The following is a 24,048-nucleotide window of genomic DNA, read 5'->3' as shown; positions in this document are numbered from 1 at the left end:
GACTCTCCTTCAGGGATGTTCGGGTGAGTCCCGCCGCAGCCTGTGGGGTGATGCGGGCGCTGACGGTCCTCGGGGTGTCGCGCACGGACGGGTAGAGGGCCGGTCCGTGCACATACAGGGTCTGAGTATGCCAGGTCCTCGGGGCCGGGTTCCACCCCGGATGCTGTGCCCCGGGGCACATGCGCCGCTCAGCCGGTGAACGCGCCCACCAGCTGATTGGCGCCGAGCACCACGAACAGCAGCGTCACCACGACGAGGGCGGCGTTCAGCACCGATCCGTTCCGCCACCTCTCGGGCATGTGCCGCGAGTTCATGAGCACCAGCAGGGTCACCGCGAGGAAGGGCATGAAGAAGGCCCCGAGCACACCGTAGGCGATGATCACCTGGAGCGGCTTGCCGAGCAGCAGCAGGAGCATCGGCGGGAAGGTGAGCCACAGGATGTAGAAACGGTAGTACCGTCCGCCGATCCGGCGGTCGGGATGGTCCTCGGGCAGCCGACGGACATGACCCCAGAAGTCCGCGAACATCACCGAGACGCCGTTCCAGACCCCCAGCACGGACGAGAACGACGAGGCCCAGAACCCCAGCAGGAACACGCCGCTGAAGAAGGAGCCGTACCGCTCGGAGAGCACCTCGGACAGGTCGAGCAGGCCGCGGTCGCCCTCATCGATCGCGATGCTCGAGGAGTACAGCAGCTCGGCCCCGACGATCAGCATCGCGACGACGAATATGCCGGAGATGACGTACGCCATCGCGTTGTCGATCCGCATCACGCGCATCCAGCGCGGTGTGCTCCAGCCCTTCTCCGAGAGCCAGTAGCCGTAGGCGGCGAGGGTGATGGTGCCGCCCACGCCTCCGGCGATCGAGAGGGTGTAGACCAGCCCGCCCTGGGGAATGCGGGGCACCAGACCGCCGAGCACCTCTCCGAGGTTCGGCAGGGTCACGGCGGCCGCGCCGACGACGGTCAGGAACATGATGCCGACCAGCACCGCGACCATCTTCTCGAGGGCGTGGTACCGGCCCATCCACACCAGGGCCGCGCCGATCAGCCCCGAGGCGATCGCGTAGACGATGAACGGCATGTCCGCGATCCATCCGATGTCGCCGAGGACGGGCAGCCGGGGCACCAGCGCGGCGAGCGGCAGCGCCGAGGCGCTCATGGCGGTCGCTCCGTACATGAACCCCCACACCATGATGTACGGGCCGAAGTACCAGGAGGTCCAGCGGCCCACGCGGCGCCAGCCCTCGAAGATGGAGTGGCCGGTGGCGAGAGTCCAGCGTCCCGCTCCCTCCACCAGGACGATCTTGATGATCACACCGGCGACCGCGGCCCACAGCAGCGCGTAGCCGTAGCGGGATCCGGCGACCAGGGTCGCCACGAGGTCTCCCGCGCCGATGCCGGTCGCGGCCACCACGAGGCCAGGGCCCACGAGCTTCCACCGGGGCGGGGCGGAGTCCTCCGCCAGGGTCCCGTCCCCTCCGCCCGCAGCCGGGTCGGCGGCGGCACGGCCGGGTGTCTCTGCGTCTCGGTCGGGGCGGGAGCGCGCTGCGTCGTCGGAGTGCATCCGGGCACGGTAGCGGGTCGGTGTCGACGTCGCCAGGCGATGACCGGGGAGGGAGACGGTCAGGCCCAGGACCCACCCGCCTCGACGGCGATCGGTTCAGGCGACGACGCGACCGCCGAGCACCACGTGCCTGCGCTCGCGCAGAGCGCGATGGTCCTGGCGCGGGTCGCGCGGGAGGACCAGCAGATCCGCAGGCGCACCGTCCTCGAGGGCAGGCTCGCCGAGGAATGCTCGCGGTGCGAAGGCCGCGGCGTCGAGGATGTCGGCGGCGGTGAGGCCGGCACGGGAGAGCTCGTCGAGCTCGTCGTGGACGATGCCGTGGCCCAGGACTCCCCCGGCGTCGGTGCCGACCAGCAGCCGGATCCCTGCGTCGTGCGCGTCGCGGGTGCGGTCGTAGCGCGCGGTGTGCAGGCGGCGCATGTGCGCGGCGTAGGCGGGGAACTTCTTCTCCCCCTGGCGCGCGTAGGCCTCGAACTCGCCGACGTTGACCAGGGTGGAGACGACAGGGATGCCGGCCTCGGCCGTGCGCGTGATCGTCTCGTCGGTGAGTCCGGAGGCGTGCTCGAGGCAGTCGAAGCCGGCGTCGAGGGCGAGCGGCAGCGTGGCCTCGTCGAAGGTGTGCGTGGTGATGCGCGCCCCCGCCTCATGGGCGGCACGTGCCGCGGCCTGGAAGTCCCCGGCCTCCCAGCACGGGGCCAGGTCGCCGGCGCTGCGGTCGATCCAGTCGCCCACCAGCTTCACCCAGCCGTCGCCCCGTGCGGCTTCTCGGGTGACGGCTGCCGGGAGGTCCTCGGGCTCGACCTCGTCGGCATATCCGAACAGGTAGCGGCGAGTGCGGGCCAGGTGCCGACCGCAGCGGATCAGACGGGGCAGGTCGCCCTGCTGCTGCAGCGGCGAGGTGTCGATGATCGAGCCCGCATCGCGGATCAGGAGCACACCGGAGTCCCGATCGGTGAGCGCCTGCTGTCGGGCCTCGGCCAGCGTGGTGCCCCCGCCGCCGTCGGCGATCCCGAGATGGCAGTGCAGGTCTGCGAGTCCCGGGGCCACGACCCCGTCGAGAGTCCTGACCTCGGTGCCGGCGGACAGCTCTGGGCGCCGATGCCGGATCCGTCCATCGGCCACCCAGGCTTCCGCGAGCTCCTGGTCAGGGCCGAGCAGGATCGGGCCGCGAAGGTGGAGGACCGGGTCCCGCCGAGCGGTGGAGGTCCGGGCAGCAGTCATGGAGACGAGCCTAGTCGGGCACGGCTGGGCTGGGGTGGCTCTCCCGCGCCGTTGGATGGCTCGACAGCTCGACGTCTCGACGGCTCGACGGCTGGACGGCTGGACGGCTGGACGGCTGGACGGCTGGACCGCTGGACGGCTCGACGGCTGGTCACCGATTCTCCTGCGCTGGGTCGCGCCCGGCCCCCACGCTTCACCACCGAGTTGATCGATCACTTGTTCCACATGATGGAAGATGTCGTCGATGAACCCCGTGGCAAACTCGGCCACCGCGGTCACTCGGGCCGCCGGAGTCGGCACTGCCATCTGCTGCGACCATCGGTCACAGTGCACTGGGTGCCGGGCAGCGGACACCTAACACCGCACACCGCACACCGCACTGCGCACGCCGGACAGTGACCAGTGACCAGTGACCCCAGGAATCACGCCGCGGAGAGTGCCCGACGGTGGATGACCTCCTCGATACGGAGGAAGAAGTCCTCCGGACGATGGAGGTCGGCGGTCGACACCCTCAGCACCGACCAGCCCTGCGCGTGGAGCACTTCGTTCTTGTGCAGGTCGGCCCCCTGCTGCCTCGGGTCCGTCAGGTGGTGACGCCCGTCGTACTCGATGGCGATGCTCCATTGCGGGAACGCGAGGTCGATGTAGTAGACGATGCCGGTGGCCGGGTCTCTGATCGGCCGATTCAGCTCCGGTTCCGGATAACCGTGCCCGAGCAGCATCAGACGCATCCGAGTCTCCATCGGCGACCACACCCGCTCTCGCACGTCGATCGCGGCGGCACGCAACTCTGCTGCGCCCCTTCCCTTCCGTGCGCGGATCAGGCCGAGGAGCTCCGGGAGCGGAACCCGGGCCGCAGCTCCATGTCTGTCCGCCACCAGCGCGTCGAGGCAGATGACGAGCTCGGCGTGGGACAGCCGAGGCGCAATCTCCTGAACTGCCACCACGGGGTGGGACATCAGCACTCCGTGGTGACGGATCACGGGGGCCTGCATCTGGAGATGCACGTTGATCAACGGGGTGCGCCGGGCAGCGGCCCCGTCGGAGACCCGGAGGTGGACTGCGGCGCCGCCCTCGTGAGTGAGCTCGTGCGGGAGCGGGATCCGGAAGAGCTCGGCGGCCGTTTCCCGGCTGATCACCGCCCCCTGGATGAGCTGTCGCTGCGCCACCAGCGCTATCGCACGCAGACCAGCAGGAGCATCGGTACGGGTGACATGGCCGGGCAGGACACGGGTCAGCTTCGAGGACGCGAGCTCGCGGGGATGCATCCCGTGCGCCCTGAGCCATACGCTCGAGTACACGGCGCTCTTGTCGAGGTCCTGAGGTCTGAGTGCCATGATCCAGGACCGTAGGCCAGCCGGTGCCGAGCAGGGCCGGCGGCGCGACGGCGGTGCACGGACCCGCGCTGTGGAGGAACGATCCGGCGGCGTCTCCGGCACCGGCGATCGGCCGAATGGTGCGCTCGCCCCTGCACAGGGGGCGACTGCCGTCGGCAGAATGGAGTTGATGGACGAAATGTTCCCGGTCCTGGAACATTCTGTCGACGAATCCCGCCTACCGCTGCGCGGGGGGAGGTGGGCGTGGGTGAGGAGGTGGGCGCGGGCGCGCTGACCTACCGCTGCGCGGGTTGTCGTGGTTCGGTCGTGGGCCGGCCGCGAGCAGCTGACCTGCCGTCGAGCGACCGGCCGTGCCTCACTTGCCGCCGAGGAGCTTCTGCATCTCCGGCGGGAGCTGGCTGGGATCGAAGTCCGAGAGGTCGGGCTGACCGCCGGTCTGGGCACCGCCCGCGGCACCGCCGAAGGCCGATCCGCCCTGGCCACCGCCGGCCGCAGCCTTCTTGGCGGCCTCGGCCTGTTCGCGGGCAGCCTTCGCCGGGTTCTTGGACTTGGACTTCTTGACCTGCTTCTGCGGGGCCTGCTTGCCGCGGGACTTCTTTCCCATCCCCATGCCGGGGCCGCCGGGCATCCCGGGCATGCCGCCGCCGGCCATGCCCTTGCCCATGGTCTTCATCATCTGCTGGGCCTGCTTGAACCGCTCCAGCAGCTGGTTGATCTGCTGCACGGTGGTGCCCGAACCGCGAGCGATGCGGTTGCGGCGCGAGCCGTTGAGGATCTTGGGATCGTTGCGCTCCTGGGGCGTCATGGAGCGGATGATCGCCTCGACCCGGCCGATCTCGGCCTCGTCGAAGTTCTCCAGCGCCTCGCGGTACTGGCCCATGTTCGGCAGCATGCCGAGCATCTTCTTGATGCTGCCCATATTCTTGAGCTGCTGCATCTGGTTCAGGAAGTCGTCGAGGGTGAAGTCCTCGCCGGAGGCCAGCTTCGCGGCGGCCTTCTCCGCCTCCTCCTGGTCGAAGGCCTTCTCCGCCTGCTCGATGAGGGTGAGCACGTCACCCATGTCGAGGATGCGGTTGGCCATGCGGTCCGGGTGGAAGCGCTCGAACTCGTCGAGGCTCTCGCCGGTAGAGGCGAAGAGGATCGGTCGCTGGGTGACGCCGGTGATGGACAGCGCGGCGCCGCCGCGGGCGTCACCGTCGAGCTTGGAGAGCACCACGCCGGTGAAGCCGACGCCGTCGCGGAAGGCCTCGGCGACGCGGGCCGCGTCCTGGCCGATCATCGCGTCGACGACGAAGAGGGTCTCGTGAGGGTTGACGGCGTCGCGGATGTTCCGCGCCTGCTCCATCATCTCCTCGTCGATGCCGAGGCGGCCTGCGGTGTCGACGATGACCACGTCGTGCTGCTGGAACTGGGCGGTGGAGACGCCGTTCATCGCGACCAGCACCGGGTCGCCCACGCCGTTGCCCGGCTCGGGGGCGAACACCGGCACGCCGGCGCGGTCGCCGACGACCTGCAGCTGGGTGACGGCGTTGGGGCGCTGGAGGTCCGCGGCGACGAGCAGCGGGGTGTGCCCCTGGGACTTCATCCACGTCGCGAGCTTGCCGGCCAGGGTGGTCTTGCCGGCGCCCTGGAGGCCGGCGAGCATGGTCACGGTGGGCGGGTTCTTGGCGAAGTGCAGCTCGCCGGTGGCGCCGCCGAGCACCTCGACCAGCTCGTCATTGACGATCTTGACGACCTGCTGGGCGGGGTTGAGCGCCTTGGAGACCTCTTCGCCGAGCGCCCGCTCGCGGACCCGGCCGGTGAAATCGCGCACGACGGAGACGGCGACGTCGGCGTCGAGCAGGGCACGGCGGATCTCGCGGATCGTCTTGTCGACGTCCGCTTCGGTGAGGCGGCCATGGCCGCGCAGACCCTTCAGCGATGCTGTGATGCGATCGGAGAGGTTGTTGAACACGAAGCGCTTCCCCTTGGTCGTATGGACCGCATCAGTGTAGTGCGCCCGGCGCGCCCACCCCAGGAGGCGCGGTCAGCCCCGCAGGAGAGAACCGCCACCTCGCCGCGCGGACCGGGCTCACCCGGCCCCGGCCCCCGCAGCCGCAGAGGTCGGGCGCCCGGCGTCCGGTGCCGCGCAGGCCGAGCGTTCCCGAGCCGCATGGGCCGCTCAGGTCGCTGCGGCGTCCATCAGGGCGGCGACTATACGACCGACCGTCGGCGGGTTCAGGGCTCGGCCGTGCTGGTCGGTCAGGTACAGCACGTCCACCGCACGTCGGCCCAGCGTCATCACGTGGGCGCTGCGGACCTGGAGCCGGTGCACGGTGATCACCTCGGCGACGTCGGCCAGGAGGCTGGGGCGGTTGCGGGCGTTGACCTGCACCACCGTCGCCTCACGGGAGGCCCCGGGCAGGAGGGTCACCACCGGGGTGTCCTCGGTGGTGCGCGGCGGCGGGGCCGGCGGCAGCTCGAGCACGCGGGCGTCGGGTCGATCGCGGTGCGCGAGCTCGCGATCCAGAGCGGTGCGCAGCACGGAGGGGTGCGGGAGGTCCGAGGGCGCCCCTGCCACCCACCAGGTGTTCACGGCGACGTCCTCCATGGTGACGACCACGGCGCTGTGCACGTCGAGCCGGAGCCGCACCAGCACGCGGGCCATGGCGGCGAACACCCCGTCACCGTCAGGGGCGCCCACGCAGATCTGCGAGATGGGCTCGGTGTCGAGGTGCGCGGGATAGAGCACCTGGGCGCTGCCGCTGCGCCGGACGGCGGCGAGCACCGAGTCCTGCACGGAGCGCTGCGGGGTCAGCAGGGTGCGCGGGGCCGAGATCGTGCCGCTGAGAGCGTCGCGCGCCATGCCGGAGAGGTGGTCGACGAGGTCCGCGCGCCAGGTGGACCAGGCTGCGGGGCCGGCCGCGACGGCGTCGGCCTCGGTGAGAGCGCGAAGGATCTCGAGGGTCTCGGGGTCCCCGTCGACTGCCTTCAGCAGGTCCCGAAGGGTGGCGGGATCGGCGAGGTCCCGACCGGTGGCCAGGCTCACCAGGGTGAGGTGCTCACGCACGAGGATCCCGACGGTGCGGGCGTCGGCCTTGTCGAAGCCCAGGTGGCGGGCGGCGGCCTCCGCGAGCGGCGCGCCCTCGACGGCGTGATCGCGGGTGTCGGGCCGTTTGCCGAGGTCGTGCAAGAGGGCAGTGACCAGCAGCAGGTCGGGGCGCCCCACCCGGGGCAGGAAGCGCTGCGCCTCGAGCACGGCCTCCACCTGGTGGCGATCCACGGTGAAGCGGTGCACGGCAGAGCGCTGGGGCCGATTGCGGATCTCGGCCCAGCCGGGCACCCAGCGGGCGAAGATCCCCTTCACGTCGAGGGCTTCGTAGACGTCGGCGAAGTACTCTCCCGCCAGGGCGTCCACCAGCACGTCGCGCTGGGCCGGCAGCAGCGGACCGGCGGGGGCCTCGGCCAGGCGCACCAGCGTCGCATCGGCCAGCGGCAGCCCGGTGGTGGCGGCGTGGCGGACCGCGGCCAGGTCACGCAGCAGGTCCCGGCTGGCCGGGTCCACGGACACCTCGCCCGCCTGGACCAGGACGCCGTGGGGCAGGCGCGTCAGGGCAGGCCGACGGTCGGTGCCCTGGCCGCGGGTGGCGGCGCCGCTGGGGGCGACGGCGGCCTCCGCGGCCCGCACGGCGCGGTGCAGCTCCCAGGTGACGGCGCGAGCGGCCTCGGCGAGCACCGCGTGGTGGTCATCCGCGGTGGCGTGCCCGGTCAGCGCTGCCACCGCGTCCTGATCGGCGCGGCCCAGCCGGGTGCCGGAGGAGCCGGTGACGGCCTGCAGGGCGTCGCGGGCGTTGCGGAGGATGCGCGAGGCGTCGTCGACGACCGCGTGGTCGTGGTCGGCCAGCCAGCTCTCGGCGAGCGCCCGGATGACGGTGATGTCCCGCAGGCCCCCGCGGTCGGACTTGAGGTTCGGCTCGGTGGAGTGGGCAAGGGAGCCGTGGTGGCGGGTGCGGTCGGTGGCGAGGTCGACCAGCTCCCCCACCCGGCGGCGCGCCTCGCGCCGCCACTGGGCGCGCACCCGCTTCGAGGTCTCCGCGACCAGTTGGGCATCGCCCGCCACGACCCGCAGGTCCAGCAGCGCGATCGCGGCCCGCAGGTCCCCGGCGGCCACCGACACGCACTCGTCGGGGCTGCGCACGGCATGGTCCAGGGAGGTGCCGGAATCCCAGATCGGGTACCAGATCGCGCTCGCGAGCCGCGCGGACTCCTCCTGGGAGATCTGCTCGGGATCCAGCAGCAGCACCAGGTCGAGGTCGCTGCCGGGGCCCAGGGAGCGGCGGCCGAGGGAGCCGATCGCGGCCAGCGCCGCTCCGGACCCGTCCGACGCCGGAGCGCCGGCCCGCTCCCACAGCCCACGCAGCCAGTCGTCCACGAGGTCGGACTGGGCGAGGCGGCGGGAGGGGCCGGCGGCGTCGTCGGCGAACCCCTCGTGGAGCACCTGGGTGATCCGTCGGGAGGAGAGCGCCTCAGAGGGCATCCGCACCCCGTTCACCGGTGCGCACCCGCACCACGGCGCCGACCTCGGTGGTCCAGATCTTGCCGTCCCCGATGCGCCCGGTGCGGGAGGCGGCGAGGATCAGGTCGATGATCGCTTTCTCGTCGACCTCCTCGGCCAGCACCTCGATCTTGATCTTCGGGATGGTGTCGATCGTGTACTCGGCGCCGCGGTAGACCTCGGTGTGCCCGCCCTGGCGGCCGTACCCGGCGACCTCGGTGACGGTGATCCCGGAGACTCCGTATTCGCGCAGGGAGTCGGTGACCGCCTGCAGGGCGTGGGGCTGGATGATCGCGGTGATGAGCTTCATCGGGTCTCTCCTGTGGTGACCGGGCTGGGAGCGTCCGCTCCTGCGCTCGCGGTGTCGGTGGGGACCGGGTTGCGCGGCTCCTCCGGCACTCCGGCAGGCGGCGAGGGATGGACGGTGGGATGGATCGCACGGTCCCGACGGGAGGCCAGGGCCCCGGCAAGATCGTAACCGGCCTCCGCGTGGTGGGTGATGTCGATGCCGGCGCGTTCGTCGGCCTCGGGGATCCTCCAGCCCATCGTGGCCTTGAGGACGAGGGCGATCACCGCGGTGAGGACTCCGGAGAAGACCATCGCGGCCACGGCGACGAGGATCTGGACCAGCAGCAGGTTCAGGCCGCCGCCGAACAGCAGACCTCCCTCGGCCGCGAGGACACCGATGCCGATGGTGCCGACGAGTCCGCCGACCAGGTGGACGCCGACCACGTCGAGGGAGTCGTCGATGCCGAAGCGGTACTTCAGGCCGACGGCCAGGGCGCAGGCCACGCCGGCGGCGAGGCCCAGCACGATCGAGGTGAGCGGGGAGAGCGCGGCGGCGGCCGGGGTGATCGCGACCAGTCCCGCGACGACGCCGGAGGCGGCGCCGAGCGAGGTGACGTGCTGATCGCGGATCTTCTCCACGAGGGCCCAGCCGAGCATCGCACCGGCGGTCGCGACGGTGGTGTTCACCCAGGCCAGGCCCGCGGTGCCGTCGGCCGTGCCGGCGGAGCCGCCGTTGAAGCCGAACCAGCCGAACCACAGCAGCGCGGCGCCCAGCATGACCAGCGGCAGGTTGTGGGGCTTCATCGGCTCCTTGCCGAAGCCCTTGCGGGCCCCGACCACGAGGGCGAGCACGAGCCCGGCGATGCCGGCGTTGATGTGGACCACGGTGCCGCCGGCGAAGTCGACCGGTTCGGCGATCGCGGCGAAGGGCCCGTCGCCGCTGAGCAGGCCGCCGCCCCAGACCATGTGCGCGAGCGGCGCGTAGACCACCAGCACCCACACGGCGGCGAAGACCAGCCAGGTGCCGAGCTTGACGCGGTCCGCGATGGCGCCGGAGATCAGGGCGGTGGAGATGACCGCGAAGGTCATCTGGAAGCCGGCGGCGACCAGGAAGGGGACCCCGCTGCCGCCGAGCAGCGACTGCTCATCGGTCCCGGTGAGCCCGAGATGCTCCAGCGGGTTCCCGAAGACTCCGCCGATGTCGGACCCGAAGGCGATCGAGTATCCGGCGACGGTCCAGGCGATGGCGACCACGGCGATGGCGCTGAAGGACATCAGCATCATGTTCAGCACGGTGCGGGCGCGCACCATGCCGCCGTAGAAGAGAGCAAGACCGGGGGTCATGAGCAGCACGAGGGACGCGCTGGTGAGGATCCAGGCGGTCGCCCCCGTGTCGAGGGTGAAGTCCATGTCGGCTCCTGGTGGAGGAGGGCCGGCCCCGTGAGGCGTTCTGCCACCGCGGGCCCGTTCGACCTGGTAGGCCGTGCCACACATAGTGGGCAGACAGGGTGTGATCAGCTACTCGCGGACCCCGGCGTGATCAGAACGTGACCGAACCGGTCGCTCCTCGGGACGGCACAGGCGGCCGGCAGGTGCTCGCCCCTAGCGTCGGCCCCCTGGGAATCACCAGACGGCCCCAGCGCAGCGGCCGAGAGCCACAGGGCCCCTCTCCTCGGGGCCGCATCGCGCAAGGAGGCACCACCCATGTCCACGAGATCCACGCTGGTCGACGGGTTCGCGGAGCACGCCGCGACGATGGTGGAACGAGGGATCGGGCGCCGTGGTCTGCTCCGCGCGACGGCGGCGCTGGGGGCCGGTGCCGGCCTGCTGTCCGCCTGCGGCCCGTCCACGGCGCCGGCGACGACCGCGGAGCAGGCCTCCCCGAGCGGCGCAGCACCGGCGATCCTCCACCCGGGAACCGGCACGATCTCCGGGGATCACTACCTCGGCTCGGATCCCGACGACGTGCTGTGGGGCTACGTGCCCACCGTGCACACCGCTCCCGTGCTGCAGATGGCCTCGGGAGAGAGCGTCACGATCGACACCGTCTCCCATGAGGGAATACTCGAGGACCAGGGCCGGGACCCTGTGACCTACTTCGGCGAGCACGGCGTCGAGCCTGACCAGGTGCTCGAGGACGCCGTCGCCATCGCCGCCGACTACGACCGGACGCCCCGCGACTTCGCGCTCGACGGGCCCCATGTGGTCACCGGACCGGTCTTCGTCGAATCGGCCCAGCCCGGCGACGTTCTGAAGATCGAGACCCTGGAGGCGACACCTCGGGTGCCCTACGGCGTGGTCTCGAGCCGACACGGGAAAGGTGCTCTGGGCATCACGGGGGACGGAAGCGCCCCGGCCGGCATCACCACGGAACAGATCATGCCCCCGGTCTCCACCGACTCCCGCCGGCATCCCGATCCGACGGCGTGGGGCAACGTCTCGACCTTCACCTCGATCGAGGACGGATCCGGGGTGATGTCGTTCGGCTCCGGCGCGGTCCGCTTCCCGCTGCGCCCGTTCATGGGGATGATGGGCGTCGCCCTCTCCTCTGCGAGCGATCCGACGGACCCGTCGGCGAACTCGATCCCGCCGACGATCGGTGGCGGGAACGTGGACATCCGACTGCTCGGCGAGGGCTCGACCTTCTACCTGCCCGTGCAGACCGAGGGTGCCCTCTTCTACGTCGGCGATCCCCACCACGCGATGGGCGACGGCGAGGTCGCGCTCACGGCGATGGAGGGCTCACTGCGAGGCACCTTCCGGCTCACGGTGTGCAAGGAGGGCTCTGGCGAGGCCCCTTCGGTGGCCCACCGGTACCCCTTCGCGGAGACGGCGGACAGCTGGATCCCGATCGGGCTCTCCGACCCTGACGGCAGCGTGAACGGCCAGATCAGCGACCTGGACGTCGCGATGCGGATGGCCGTGCTGAACGCGCTGGACTTCCTGGAGCAGGATCGGGGCATGGATCGCGCCACGGCCTACGCCTATCTCTCCGCCGCTGCGGACTTCACGATCTCCCAGGTGGTCGACAGGACCGTCGGCGTCCACGGTGTGATCGCGAAGTCGCACTTCTCCTGAGCGACCGCCCGACCACCGGCGCCCACGGGAACCGGTGGTCCCGCAGGCGTCGGCTCAGCCCTCCAGCAGCGCGTCGACGAAGCCGTACGGGTCGAAGGGGGTGAGGTCGTCCATTCCCTCGCCGAGGCCCACCATCTTCACCGGCACGCCGAGCTCCCGCTGCACGTTGACGATGATGCCGCCCTTGGCGGTGCCGTCGAGCTTGGTGAGCACGATGCCGGTGATATTCACGGCCTCGGAGAACACCCTCGCCTGCTGCATGCCGTTCTGCCCGGTGGTGGCGTCGATGACCAGCAGGACCTCGGCGACGTGATCGCCGTGCAGGCCCTTCTCCGCCACGCGCCGCACCTTGCCGAGCTCGTCCATCAGGCCCTTCTTGTTCTGCAGGCGCCCGGCGGTGTCGATGATGACCACGTCGACCTCCTGCTCGATGCCCTCCTTGACGGCATCGAAGGCGACGGCGGCGGGGTCGGCGCCGTCGCGGTCCGAGCGCACGGTGTCCACGCCCACGCGCGAGCCCCAGGTCTGGAGCTGGTCGGCGGCGGCGGCGCGGAAGGTGTCCGCGGCGCCGAGCACCACGGTGCGCTCGGCGGCGACCAGGACGCGAGCCAGCTTGCCGACGGTGGTGGTCTTGCCGGTGCCGTTGACGCCCACCATCAGCATCACGGACGGCACCTCGGTGCCGTCGGGCGCCTCCCGGCGGGTGGCCGCCAGGCGGCGGTCGAGATCCGGGTTCACCAGGGCCACGAGCTCGTCGCGCAGGGCCTCGCGCACCGCCTCGGCATCATCGGTGCCGAGCACCTGTATGCGCCGGCGGAGGTTCCCGAGCATCTCGTCGGTGGCATCGGGGCCGAGATCCGCCAGCAGCAGCGTCTCCTCGATCTCGTCCCAGGTGTCCTCGTCCACGCCGTTGCCGCGGGTGAGCAGAGTGAGGATCCCGCGCCCCAGGGCACCCGAGCGGGAGAGGCGCTCCCGCAGGCGCACCATGCGATCGGCCGGGGCCTCGGGCGTCTCGATCGCCGCGCCGGCAGGTGCGACCGACGGCGCCTCATCGGCGGGGGCGGGCTGCGCGGATGCCTCGTCGGAGGGGGCGGGCTGCGCAGGAGCCGTGGCCCGGGAATCCTCCGCGGAGGGCGCTGTCGTCGCGGGCTCGTCTTGGACCTCACCGCTCGCCGGGGCGGTCTCCTGGTCGAAGGGGGCATCGGCGCCCGTCGACGCGGCCCCGGTGTCGACCACGGGTCCCTGGGGCGCCGCTCCCCCGTCGGCCGATGGAGTCCCGGTGGTCGGCGTGGTCCCGGTGTCCGGCGTGGCGGTATCGGTCCCCTGGGTTCCGGCCGCTGCCTCGGCATCCGGGCCAGCAGGTGCCGCCGGGGCCCGCTCGCCGGCCGCAGGACCGGTGGTCGGGCTCTTCGTCGTCGGCGCGGAGAGGGTGTCGGCCCAGGTCGGTGCCGCCGGGCGGTCCTTGACCGCCGTCGCACTGCGCGAGGTCCGGTCCTCTGTGGAGGAGCCGGAGGACGCGCTGTCGTCCCGGGTGTCCTCGTCCGAGGACCGGGTGCGGCCCCGGCTGCGGATGTACGCCCAGGCGCCTGCGCCGAGCACGAGCACGCCACCACCGCCGCCGGCGATCAGTGCGAGTAGGGCATCGGGATCCACGGGTCACCTCCGAGCTCGAGACGCCGACAGTGCGGCGAGAACAGCTGCCAGTCTAGGCAGACTTCCTCCATGCGCCTCCACGCGCCGTTCCGCCACGCACCGGCATGGCCAGCTGCCCCGGTGGAGCGCTCAGCGCCCGGTGCGTGAGATGTGGCGCCGATCCTCGGACCTGTGGTCCGCCTCCGTCTTCGACGCTCTCAGATGCGGGCGCGCGACCGCGACCAGGATCCCGACGGCGAGCAGCACGGCGAGAGCCAGGAAGACGATGACGACGAAGGGCAGATCCATGTCCATATTCTGCACTGCGAGCACTCTGGAGGGGGCGACGCGCCGTGAGGCGCGCCTCACCGCTGCGGGAGACCCTCACCGCTGCGGACGGCGCTCACCGACGCAGGAGACCCTTGCCGTGGCAGAAGGCTCAGCCGAGCTCGGGGAACCAGATCGAGATCTCGCGTGCGGCGGACTCCTCGGAGTCCGAGCCGTGCACGAGGTTCTGGATGACGGGCAGGTCCTGCTCGCAGGCGAGGTCCCCGCGGATGGTGCCCGGAGCGGCCTCGGTGGGGTTGGTGGCACCCGCCAGGGAACGGAAGCCCGGGATCACGTTGACGCCCTCGGCGATGATCGCGACCAGGGGGGCCGAGCCCATGTACTCCACCAGGCCGGGGTAGAAGGGCTTGCCCTCGTGCTCGCCGTAGTGGGCGGAGAGCTCCTCGGCCGTCGCGGTGCGCTGGGTCAGGGCGAGGATGCTGTAGCCCTTCGTCTCGATGCGGCGGAGGATCTCCCCCCGCAGGCCGCGCTGGACGGCATCGGGCTTGAGCAGGATCAGGGTGCGCTGTGCGGTCATGGCACCAGGGTACCCACGGATTCGGCGGCGCCGCTCCCGCCTGTCCACCTCGTGCCCGGCGCAGGCTCGGAAGCGGCCGATGCTGGCGCGGCGTCGACCGACGCCGGCTCGGAAGGGGTCGTGACCGGCTCAGCAGGAGTCAGGGCGTGGGCTCCGGCTCGTCGCGTGCGGCGAGCACCTCGGCGTCCACGGCGTCCTTCTCACGGTCCAGCTGATGGCCCTTGACGGCGCTGTAGGCGTAGAGGAGCGCGAAACCGCCCCCCACCACCCACATGGCGGTGACCTGGAGACCCAGCAGGATCACGGGCAGCTGCAGCAGCAGGCCCAGCCAGTAGGGCCAGGCGCCGCGACGGAGCATCCCCGAGCATGCCAGCAGGGCGAGCATGGTCAGCAGGCCCCACGTCCAGGTGAGGGTCCTGTCCTCCGGGACCAGCTGGTGCGCAGCCAGGACGGCGAAGAAGACCACGAAGGCTTCGATCACGAGGATCGTCATGGAGAACATCCGCTGCGCGCCATGGGGCCGGGGCGAGGGGGTGAGGTCCAGCGCCATGATCAGTCCTCCTCCGGGACGCCGAGCATCTCCCGGACCTCGGCCACGAGGGTCACCGAACCCGCCACCACCACGCCCCCGAACTGGTCGCCGCCCTGTTCCGCGAGGTCCACGGCGGCCTGGATCGCATCGGGCAGGCTCGCCTGCTCGACCACCCGGTCCTCATCCCCGAAGATGTCGCGGGCGAGGTCCGCGAGGCGGTCCGTGGAGATCGCTCGCGGTGAGCTGGACTGGGTGATGACCACGCTGTCCAGCAGCGGTTCGAGGACCTCGAGGATGTCGGCGGCGTCCTTCTCCTGGAGGATGCCGAGCAGGCCCACGGTGTGGGTGAAGCGGAAGTTCTCGCGGACGGTCTCGACCAGCGTGAGCGCACCGGCCGGATTGTGCGCGGCGTCGAGCAGGATCGTGGGGGCCTGGCGCACCACCTCGGCGCGACCGGGCGAGGTCACGCTCGACAGCGCGGCGCTCAGCAGCTCGCCGTCCAGCGCCGTGCTCCCATCGCCCAGCAGCGCCTCCGCGGCGGCGACCGCCAGCAGAGCGTTGCGCGCCTGGTGCTCGCCGAGCAGCGAGAGGAAGACCTCCTCGTACCGACCCGCGATGCCCTGGAGGGTCAGCATCTGGCCGCCGACGCCGGGGGTGTGGGAGAGGACCCCGATCTGCTGATCCTCGATCGCGGCCTCGGCCCCCAGCTCGGCGATGCGCTCGCGCAGCACGTCCGCGGCGTCCTGGAAGGGCTGGGAGGCGATGACAGCGGTCGCGTCCGCTGTGAGGATGCCCGCCTTCTCGCCCGCGATCTCGGCAACGGTCTCCCCCAGGTACTCCTGGTGGTCCAGGGAGATCGGAGTGATCACGGCGACGTCGGGGGCGACCGCTCCGGTGGCGTCCCAGGTGCCGCCGAGCCCGGTCTCGACCACGGCGACGTCCACCGGGGAAGAGGCGAAGGCCTGGAAGGCCATCGCGGTGAGGTACTCGAAATAGGTCAGTCGCACTCCCCCGACGGCCTCCTGCTCGGCGTCGACGATCGCCGCGAAGGGCTCGACGTCACGATAGGCCTGGAGGAAGCCGTCCTCGTCGATCGGGACGCCGTCGATCGCGATCCGTTCGACGGGTGAGCGCAGATGAGGGCTGGTCGTGCGACCGGTGCGCAGACCGGCCTCCCGCAGGATCCGTTCCAGGATCCGGGCGGTGGAGGTCTTGCCGTTGGTGCCGGCGATGCGGATCGACCGGTAGGAGTTCTGCGGATCGCCCATCAGCTCCATGACCCGTGTGATGCGGGAGAGATCCGGTGCGATCCGGTTCTCCGGCGCGCGCTCCAGCAGCGCCGCGTAGACCTCTCGCAGCTCGGGCGACATGGCCGGGCGGGAGACGCCCGGACGGGGAGGATTCGGCACAGGGGCTCCTGCAGGTGAGAGGTGGACGAGGCGCAGATCAGTGTACGAGGGACGGCTGGGACCGTTCCTCCCCACCACGGCGGCGTCCACATGGGCAGAACTACCCATCGCAGGAGTGCGACCTCTCTCATAGTCTCGGCACCAGGCTGGCGGACGACAGCGCCGCAGGGGAGATGAGGAGGGTGCGATGACGCAGGTGATCGCGACCGTGGAACAGGCCGCGCAGTGGGTGCAGCAGACGCCCGACGCAGGTGCGGAGTGGAACCCGGTGTACCGGGCGCTGCTCGATGACCCGGCGCATGTGCCGTCCGAGGGTCCCGGATCGACACCTGGAGCTGCCCCCGATGACGCGAGCATCGATCTGGTGCTGCGACAGCTCACCGCTCCCGCGCTGCTGGTCGTGGCGGTCACCATCGGGGCGCGCACCCGTCGCCTGCGCCTCGGCCTGGACCCGAGCGGCGCGACCATCGAACGGGCCGACGGGGACCAGCCCTCGCAGTGGACCGAGAGCGCCGTGGCGGAAGTGCCCGCAGTGATCACCGCCTTCCTCGAGGACGTCGGCGTCGACCTCGATCCCCCGCGTCTGGACATCCGGCGGCGCGCCGAGGCACGGGGCCTGACCCCCGAGCAGACCCGCCTCGCCCGTGCCGCCCTCGAACGCGGCGTCCCCGCTGAGGACGCCTTCACCAGCCTGCCCGGCCTGGATGCCGCTCTGCGCGATGCGCTGACGGCCCCCGGCCCGCGCCTCTCCCTCGCCCTCACCCTCCACGACCCTCGGGGCACCGTGACGGAGCTGCCGGTGAGCTGGTCCCGTCTCTGGGTGACCGGCACCGACAGCCTCTACCGGATGGACCAGCCCGCCGGCCCCGCCCTGGAGGTCCATCCGGTCGACGGCGGCGACGTGCTCGGCACTCTCCTGCCGATCCTGGAGCAGGGCGTGCGCTTCGCGGCCGCCTGCGCGGCCTCGGGCGGTGCGCGATGAGCTCCTTCTACGGGATGGACACCGCGCAGGTGCGCGATCATGCCGAGCGTCTGCGGACGGCCTCCGGGGAGGTCGAGGAGATCACCGCCCGCCTCGGGAACGCGGTGCAGGGAGCCCCGTGGGAGGGCCCCGATGCCGCGGAGTTCCGCAGTCGCTGGACGGCGCTGGCCACCGGACGGCTCGGAGCCATCTGCGCCGAGCTGCTCGCCCTGGGCGACAGCGCCCTCGGCGAGGCGGACCAGCAGGACGTCGTCTCGAGTGCGGCAGGCACCTCTGCTCCCGGGCCGTCCACGATCCCGCCGGCCGACTCCTCCAACTCCAGCGGCGGGTACCTCCACGAGGACAACCCCTGGATCCCGAACTGGCTCGAGAACCCGGTCGAGGGCGCGGTCTCGGATCTCGCCGGGCTGATCTCGGACGGGATCGGCTGGGGAGCGGACACTGGGATCGACCTGCTCGAGAGCGGACTCGGGCTGTTCGGGGTGAACACGGCCGGGATCGCACAGTTCCAGCGGGACGCCGGGCACCTGGGCGGGATCCTCGAGGACTGGGCCACCGGCGAGCGGGTCCCCACCCTCTCCGAGGTCGGTGCGGCCGGACTGCTGACCGTGGGATCAGCGGGAGTCGGAGTCTATGAGGCCGTCGCCGGCCAGGACACGGCGCTGCTCGATGACCGGCCCGGCGGCATCGTCGAGTCGGTGAGCACCGACTCCGGCCCTGCACAGAGCCCGCAGACCCTGCAGGACCTGATCCTGCAGAACGACGCGCTGCGCATGGACAATCCCGGAGGCCCGCTGGAGAACGGGCAGATCGGCATCCAGGAGGTGCACCGCGCCGGCGGCGGCGAACCGGCCTACATCGTGCAGGTGCCACCCACGGAGGGGGCGGCCCTGTCCGACGTCCCGGGCGCCTACGGCGGGCAGGGGAACTCCCGCGACTGGGGGTCGAACCTGCGCCTGGTCGCCGGGCAGCATCCCGCGGCCATGGACGACGTGCGCGCCGCGATGGAGTCCGCCGGCATCCCGCCGGGAGCGGACGTGATGATCGTCGGCCATTCCCAGGGCGGCATCGTCGCGAATCATCTCTCCGCCGATCCGAGCTTCAACAGCGCCTCCGGCGAAGCGGGCACGTACAACGTCACGCACACCTTCTCGGTGGGCTCCCCCGTGCAGACCGTGGTCCCCGCCCAGGGCTCGACGCAGTCGGTAAACGTGAGCCACGAGGGCGGTATCGGCCTCGGAGGGATCAGCGGCGACCTGATCCCGACCCTCGATCTGGGCGGTGCGCAGGTCGATGGCGGGACCCTGGGTGCTCCGAACCGGCACGAGGTGTCGCTGCCGGGCTATCCCGTGCCCTCGCTGAACCCCGTCACGATCCTCGAGTCGAACCACGACTCCGTGGGTCTGCAGGGGGAGGCGGATGCCGGGTACTCGGGCAGCGTGGGGCGTGCCACGAGCACTGATCCGACCCTGTCCGGGCTGCAGGACGACCTCACCGGGACGTACCTCGGGAACGGCACCTATGTCTCGGAGTCCCATGTGGTGACGGTGGGCCGCGGCCCGGCCTGAGCGCCGCGGCCCTAGGCTGGTGCCACGTCCCGGAGAGAGCGCCGCAGCCTGAGGAGAGCGACGGAGGGGGCCGAGAACCCGATCGAGACGTCGGGACAGGTCGCGCCCGGAATCAGTTCAGCCCGTACTTGCCGTAGAAGGACTCCGCCGTGATCCGATCGCGTCGCGGGTTCGCCGCCGGGAGGTCGGGGCCGAGTTCCATCGGGGTGATCTCCTCGCCGCCGGGGAGCACGCCGGTGATCCACCCCACCCGGAGACTCTTCGCCTCCGCCTCGTCGAGCTCCTCGTGGACGACCGTAACGATGCCCCGCATCGCCTCGTCGAACACGGCGATCCCCCCGGCGCGGTCCTCGACCTCGAGGGAGACCGTCCCCCGCAGCAGCCGCTCGAAGTTCGCGCCGTCAGCCATCTCCAGCGCTGCGTCGGAGACGCCCTCCACGGAGGTCGCCGCCTCCTCGGCCGCCTCGACCAGCTGCGCGCGCCCTCGCCCGCACCCGCTCAGCACGGCCGCCGCGGCGGCCAGCGCCCCTCCCAGAAGTCCGCGTCTGCTCACCATGCTCATCCCCTCGTCCGACAGCTCAGCACCGAGCATCCCACGCCCGGCACCGGGCCGCCCGTCTCCCCCGAGATGCTGTGGACGCGTCCACGCCGTCTGCGCAGCGGCGAGAGCCCGATCGCGGAAGGCGTCGAGGCCGGGCAAGGGGCAGGGACAGGGACAGAGACAGAGACAGGGATCAGTCCACCGTCATCCGGTAGACGAAAGCCGCCATCACGTCGCGCAGCACCGGCTTGGTGGGGCGGTAGGTGCCGTCAGACCAGCCATTGGTGATCCCCACCGACTCCGCCCACGCGATCTCCGTGTAGAAGACGCTGCCGGTGGCGACATCCACGAAGGGGGACCTGGCCGGCGGGGTGAAGGTGGGTGAGCCCGAGGCCCGGTGGAGGAACGCCGCCATCGTGTCCCGCCGCATCACCTCGTACGGGCGGAAGGTACCGTCCGCCCAGCCTTCCGTGATCCCCACCGACTCCGCCCACGCGATCTCCTTGTAGAAGACCCGACTGGTGCTCACGTCCCTGAAAGGCGAGGTCGCGGGCGGGGTGTAGGCGGGCGAGCCCGCGGCCCGGTAGAGGAACGCCGCCATCGTGTCCCGCCGCATCGCGGTATAGGGGCGGTAGGTGCCGTCCGACCAGCCCTGCGAGAGCCCTTCGTGCTTCATCCAGGCGATCTCGGTGAAGAAGACCTGCTGCCCGTACCGCACATCGACGAAGGGGGCGGCCGGATCCTCGCCCCAGGGCGCAGCCATCGGATATCGGCTCTCCGGCGTACCCGTCGGGGAGCCGAACCACTGCGAGAAGGTGCGGAAGAAGTTCCGGTTCCCATAGGTCGCGCAGACGTCGTCGGGCACGGCCGCCGCTCCGGCGTCGAGGGTGGCCTGGGTGGGGGTGAACGGGGTGTAGTTGTACAGCGCGGCAGTGGCCCGGTTGGCGATCTTCACCTCTCCGTATCCGCAGAACTCGTAGGGGCTGTACTGGATGTCGTAGGTGCGGCCGGCCTGGTAGCGGTAGCCGCGGGCCGGGTCCCCGTACTCCTGCAGGCGGGAGGCGCCGTAGTAGAGCTGATGGACGATCCCTCCGAACGCCGGGTCGCAGGCCTCGAAGTCGGGGCAGCGGAACCCGAGTGCGCGCTCGAGCTGGCGCGGGGTCGCATCCCGGGTGGTGATCAGTCCCTGTTCCTTCTGGAGCATCACGAGGATCACCTGCGGGTTCACATCGCAGGCTCGGGCCACGTCGGTGATGATCCGGCCGACGCTCGCACGCGTGGTCGCAGGGATCGCTGCGCAGTATGCGGTCGCCGCCCGTCGAGGCGTGTTCGCGGTGAGGTTCTTCAGACACGGCGCACCGTCGCTGCCGTCGACGCACCGGCTCCCCTTCTCCTCGAGGAAGGCGTCCACCTCGGCGCGAGTCATCGCGTCGGCGTCGAACATCCGCGTGTCGGTGATGAGGAAGCCGGAGGTGAAGCCGCCGAGCCCGGCGGGCGGGGTCTCGGCGCGAGCCCCCGGAGCACCGAAGAGCGTGGAGGTCGCGACCAACACCAGCGCGAGGACGGACAGCAGCGATCGGTGCACGCGCGATCGTGTATCGCCGAGCGTGGACGACACGTGGCGACGGGGTGGGGAGGACAGGGTGTTGCGAGCCATCGTGATCTCCGAGGGGAAGGGATCCCGGAGGAAGGATCCGCGCTCATCCTATTCCTGCATCCCTACCCGGAAAACCCTGAATGACCAGCCGATACCGACTTGCAACGCACGGCCCGACGGCGGTGCCCGGACTCGGCTCGAGAGCCGAGCCCGGGAGAGCTCTCAGGCGCGGACCACGGACACCGTCACCGTGCCGCCGGAGACCTTCTCACTCGCCGTGTGGGCACCGTCGGCCGGGGCCGAAGGCACATCGAGCTCGACGGCCAGCACCTCGCCGGCGAGCAGCTCGCGGTGCGTGGCGACCGCGGCGACGACCTGCTCGTCACCGTCCACGGTGAGCCGGATCCGGTCCGAGACGTCGAAGCCGGCCTCACGACGGGCGGACTGCACCGCACGCACCACATCGCGGGCGGTGCCCTCGGCCTCGAGCTCGGCGGTGACCCGGGTGTCCAGCGCCACGAAGTCACCGCCGCGCAGCACGCCCACGACGTGGCCCTCCATCGCGGAGGAGTCCCCGGCCACCAGGTCCAGGGAGTACTCCCCCTCCTGGAGCGCGATGCCACCGGAGGTGACCGTTCCGGTCTCGTCCACGGACCAGTCGCCCGTCTTCGAGCCCTTGATGACTGCCTGCACCTGCTTGCCCAGGCGCGGGCCGGCGGCGCGCGCGTTGACGCTGAGCCGCTGCTCGACGCCCATGCCACGTGCCTCCTCGCTCGCGACGTCCAGCAGACGCACCGCCTTGACGTTGAGCTCGTCGGCGATGAGCGCCGAGAACGCCTCGAGGGAGCTCGGGTCGTGGTGGACGACGGCGAGCTCGGCCAGCGGCAGCCTGGCCCTCAGCTGCTCCTTCTTGCGCAGCGAGTTGCCGACGGACGCGATCGCGCGCACGTCGTCCATCCGGGCGACCAGCTCCGGATCGCGCGGGAACAGCGTGTCATCGGGCCAGTCGGTCAGGTGCACGCTGCGCCCGCCGGTGAGCTGCTTGAAGATCTCCTCGGTGACCATCGGCAGCAGCGGGGCCGCCACCTGGCAGAGGGTCTCCAGGCACGTGGAGAGCACGTCGATCGCCTGCTCATCGCCCTCCCAGAAGCGGTCGCGGGAGCGGCGCACGTACCAGTTGGTGAGCATGTCCAGGTAGTCCTGGATCAGCTCGGCGGCGTCGGCGATCGCGAGCGCGGTCATCGACTCCTTCACCTCCCGCACCAGGTCCCCGGTGCGGGCCAGGAGGTAGCGGTCCATGACGTCGGTGGACTCGTACCGGGTACGGCCCCGGTATCCGGCCGGCTTCCCGGCGGCGTCCTTCTCCCCCGCGGCGTTGGCGTACAGGCCCAGGAAGTACCAGACGTTCCACAGCGGCAGCACCACGTGACGCGTGGCGTCACGGATCTTCGGCTCGTCGACGACGAGGTTGCCGCCGCGCAGGATCGGCGAGCTCATGAGGAACCAGCGCATCGCGTCGGAGCCGTACTTGTCGAACATCTCGCGCACGTCGGGGTAGTTGCGCAGCGACTTGGACATCTTCTGCCCGTCCTCGCCGAGCACGATGCCGTGGCAGATCACCGAGGTGAAGGCGGGCCGGTCGAACAGGGCGGTGGAGAGCACGTGCATGACGTAGAACCAGCCGCGGGTCTGCCCGATGTACTCGACGATGAAGTCCGCCGGGTTGTGGGACTCGAACCACTCGGTGTTCTCGAAGGGGTAGTGCACCTGCGCATACGGCATCGACCCGGAGTCGAACCAGACGTCGAAGACCTCCTCGACCCGGCGCATGGTGGATGTCCCGCTCGGGTCGTCGGGGTTCGGGCGCGTGAGCTCGTCGATGTAGGGACGGTGGAGGTTGACCTCGCCGTGCTCATCGCGCGGCAGGGTCCCGAAGGCCTCCTCGAGCTCGGCGAGGGAGCCGTAGACGTCGACGCGGGGATGATTCGGGTCGTCGCTCTTCCACACCGGGATCGGGGATCCCCAGTAGCGATTGCGGGAGATCGCCCAGTCGCGGGCTCCCTCGAGCCAGCGGCCGAACTGGCCGTCCTTGACGTTGCCGGGCACCCAGTCGATCTGCTCGTTCAGCTCGAGCATGCGCTCGCGCTGGTCGGCGACCTTCACATACCAGGACGAGACGGCCTTGTAGATCAGCGGGTTCCGGCAGCGCCAGCAGTGCGGGTAGGAATGCACATAGCTGGCCTCGCGCAGCAGGCGGCCCGAGCGCTGGAGGTTCCGGATCAGAGGACGGTTCGCGTCGAAGACCTGCACCCCGGCGATCTCGTCGAGCTCCGTGCCGGCGAAGTAGTCCAGGAACTGCGCGCCCTCGTCGACCGAGACGATCACGGGGATCCCGTACTCGGCGTTGACCTGCTGGTCGATCTCACCGTAGGCGGTGGCCTGGTGGACCACGCCGGTGCCGTCGTCGGTGGAGACATAGTCCGCGACCGTGACGATCCAGGCGTTCTCGGTGCCCCATTTCTCGCGGTCCTCGGAGTAGACCGTCCACAGCGGGGTGTACTCCACGTGCTCGAGCTCGGCACCGGCGAAGACGCGCTCCTCACGGGCGGCGAGGACCTCCTCGGCACCCTCGTAGCCGAGCTCCTTGGCATAGCCGCCCAGCAGCGCGGAGGCCATGAGGTACCGGCCCTCTCCGGCGGCGGTGCCGTCGCTCGTGCCGAGCGGTCCGGCGGGGACCACCGAGTACTCGAGCTCGGGGCCGACGGCGAGGGAGAAGTTCGTGGGCAGGGTCCAGGGGGTGGTGGTCCAGGCCAGAGCCTTCACGCCCTCGAGCGCGAGTGCGGCGGCCTTCTCCCCGGTGAAGGGGAAGGTGACGGTGACGGTCTGGTCCTGGCGCTCC

At 71.1% G+C, this 24,048-nt stretch carries 18 protein-coding genes; 3 read left to right on the top strand and 15 right to left on the bottom strand.

Annotated features, from left to right (window positions below; all coding sequences use genetic code 11):
* Positions 1-188: 188 nt before the first annotated feature.
* The 7 genes from VF289_RS11205 to VF289_RS11175 all read right to left on the bottom strand — a co-directional run bounded on the left by VF289_RS11205 (position 189) and on the right by VF289_RS11175 (position 10,355).
* Positions 189-1,565 (bottom strand): Nramp family divalent metal transporter, encoded by a 1,377-nt coding sequence (locus VF289_RS11205; protein ID WP_330883973.1) that lies wholly within the window; start codon positions 1,563-1,565, stop codon positions 189-191.
* A gap of 96 nt (positions 1,566-1,661) precedes the next feature.
* Entirely contained in the window at positions 1,662-2,786 is a 1,125-nt protein-coding gene (locus VF289_RS11200) for an amidohydrolase family protein (RefSeq protein WP_330883972.1), read from the bottom strand.
* Positions 2,787-3,208: 422 nt separating this feature from the next.
* Positions 3,209-4,123 carry an endonuclease domain-containing protein gene (locus VF289_RS11195; RefSeq protein ID WP_330883971.1) on the bottom strand — a complete coding sequence of 305 codons (915 nt, stop codon included), beginning with the start codon at positions 4,121-4,123 and terminating at the stop codon, positions 3,209-3,211.
* 355 nt (positions 4,124-4,478) lie between these two features.
* Positions 4,479-6,077, bottom strand: coding sequence for a signal recognition particle protein (gene ffh / locus VF289_RS11190; RefSeq protein WP_330883970.1), 1,599 nt, complete (start codon positions 6,075-6,077; stop codon positions 4,479-4,481).
* Positions 6,078-6,284: 207 nt separating this feature from the next.
* Positions 6,285-8,639, bottom strand: coding sequence for an HD domain-containing protein (locus VF289_RS11185; protein ID WP_330883969.1), 2,355 nt, complete (start codon positions 8,637-8,639; stop codon positions 6,285-6,287).
* Positions 8,629-8,967 carry a P-II family nitrogen regulator gene (locus VF289_RS11180; RefSeq protein ID WP_330883968.1) on the bottom strand — a complete coding sequence of 113 codons (339 nt, stop codon included), beginning with the start codon at positions 8,965-8,967 and terminating at the stop codon, positions 8,629-8,631. Before VF289_RS11180 ends, VF289_RS11185 begins: the two co-directional genes overlap by 11 nt.
* Positions 8,964-10,355 (bottom strand): ammonium transporter, encoded by a 1,392-nt coding sequence (locus VF289_RS11175; RefSeq protein ID WP_330883967.1) that lies wholly within the window; start codon positions 10,353-10,355, stop codon positions 8,964-8,966. The genes VF289_RS11180 and VF289_RS11175 overlap by 4 nt, the downstream gene beginning before the upstream one ends.
* 294 nt (positions 10,356-10,649) lie before the next feature.
* Here VF289_RS11175 and VF289_RS11170 point away from each other — a divergent pair, with 294 nt between their 5' ends.
* Positions 10,650-12,023, top strand: coding sequence for an acetamidase/formamidase family protein (locus tag VF289_RS11170; protein ID WP_330883966.1), 1,374 nt, complete (start codon positions 10,650-10,652; stop codon positions 12,021-12,023).
* A 54-nt stretch (positions 12,024-12,077) separates the two neighbouring features.
* On the opposite strand, the gene ftsY is transcribed toward VF289_RS11170, so the two are convergent.
* The 5 genes from ftsY to VF289_RS11145 form a co-directional block, all read right to left on the bottom strand.
* On the bottom strand, positions 12,078-13,676 hold the full coding sequence (gene ftsY, locus VF289_RS11165; protein WP_330883965.1) for a signal recognition particle-docking protein FtsY: 1,599 nt from the start codon (positions 13,674-13,676) through the stop codon (positions 12,078-12,080).
* A gap of 129 nt (positions 13,677-13,805) precedes the next feature.
* Positions 13,806-13,964: a hypothetical protein gene (locus VF289_RS11160; protein WP_330883964.1), complete on the bottom strand. Its 159-nt coding sequence runs from the start codon at positions 13,962-13,964 to the stop codon at positions 13,806-13,808.
* Positions 13,965-14,094: 130 nt separating this feature from the next.
* Positions 14,095-14,520: a nucleoside-diphosphate kinase gene (gene ndk, locus VF289_RS11155; RefSeq protein WP_330883963.1), complete on the bottom strand. Its 426-nt coding sequence runs from the start codon at positions 14,518-14,520 to the stop codon at positions 14,095-14,097.
* A 139-nt stretch (positions 14,521-14,659) separates the two neighbouring features.
* Positions 14,660-15,070 carry a DUF4233 domain-containing protein gene (locus VF289_RS11150; RefSeq protein ID WP_330883962.1) on the bottom strand — a complete coding sequence of 137 codons (411 nt, stop codon included), beginning with the start codon at positions 15,068-15,070 and terminating at the stop codon, positions 14,660-14,662.
* Between the two features lie 2 nt (positions 15,071-15,072).
* On the bottom strand, positions 15,073-16,422 hold the full coding sequence (locus VF289_RS11145; protein ID WP_330883982.1) for a folylpolyglutamate synthase/dihydrofolate synthase family protein: 1,350 nt from the start codon (positions 16,420-16,422) through the stop codon (positions 15,073-15,075).
* Between the two features lie 226 nt (positions 16,423-16,648).
* Here VF289_RS11145 and VF289_RS11140 point away from each other — a divergent pair, with 226 nt between their 5' ends.
* The gene (locus VF289_RS11140) at positions 16,649-17,443 is read left to right on the top strand and encodes a hypothetical protein (RefSeq protein WP_330883961.1); all 795 of its coding nucleotides are present in this window, start codon (positions 16,649-16,651) and stop codon (positions 17,441-17,443) included.
* Positions 17,440-19,011 carry a hypothetical protein gene (locus VF289_RS11135; RefSeq protein ID WP_330883960.1) on the top strand — a complete coding sequence of 524 codons (1,572 nt, stop codon included), beginning with the start codon at positions 17,440-17,442 and terminating at the stop codon, positions 19,009-19,011. Before VF289_RS11140 ends, VF289_RS11135 begins: the two co-directional genes overlap by 4 nt.
* Before the next feature lie 112 nt (positions 19,012-19,123).
* Here VF289_RS11135 and VF289_RS11130 read toward each other — a convergent pair whose 3' ends face one another.
* The 3 genes from VF289_RS11130 to VF289_RS11120 form a co-directional block, all read right to left on the bottom strand.
* Positions 19,124-19,567 (bottom strand): hypothetical protein, encoded by a 444-nt coding sequence (locus tag VF289_RS11130; protein ID WP_330883959.1) that lies wholly within the window; start codon positions 19,565-19,567, stop codon positions 19,124-19,126.
* Between the two features lie 178 nt (positions 19,568-19,745).
* Positions 19,746-21,209: an S-layer homology domain-containing protein gene (locus VF289_RS11125; RefSeq protein WP_330883958.1), complete on the bottom strand. Its 1,464-nt coding sequence runs from the start codon at positions 21,207-21,209 to the stop codon at positions 19,746-19,748.
* 162 nt (positions 21,210-21,371) lie between these two features.
* On the bottom strand, positions 21,372-24,048 hold a 2,677-nt coding region (locus VF289_RS11120; protein ID WP_330883957.1), incomplete at its 5' end, for a class I tRNA ligase family protein.

This window comes from Brachybacterium sp. (assembly GCF_036379615.1).
Lineage (GTDB): Bacteria > Actinomycetota > Actinomycetes > Actinomycetales > Dermabacteraceae > Brachybacterium.
The sequence above is the reverse complement of the archived record's forward strand: the minus strand, read 5'-3'. Positions and strand labels throughout refer to the sequence as shown.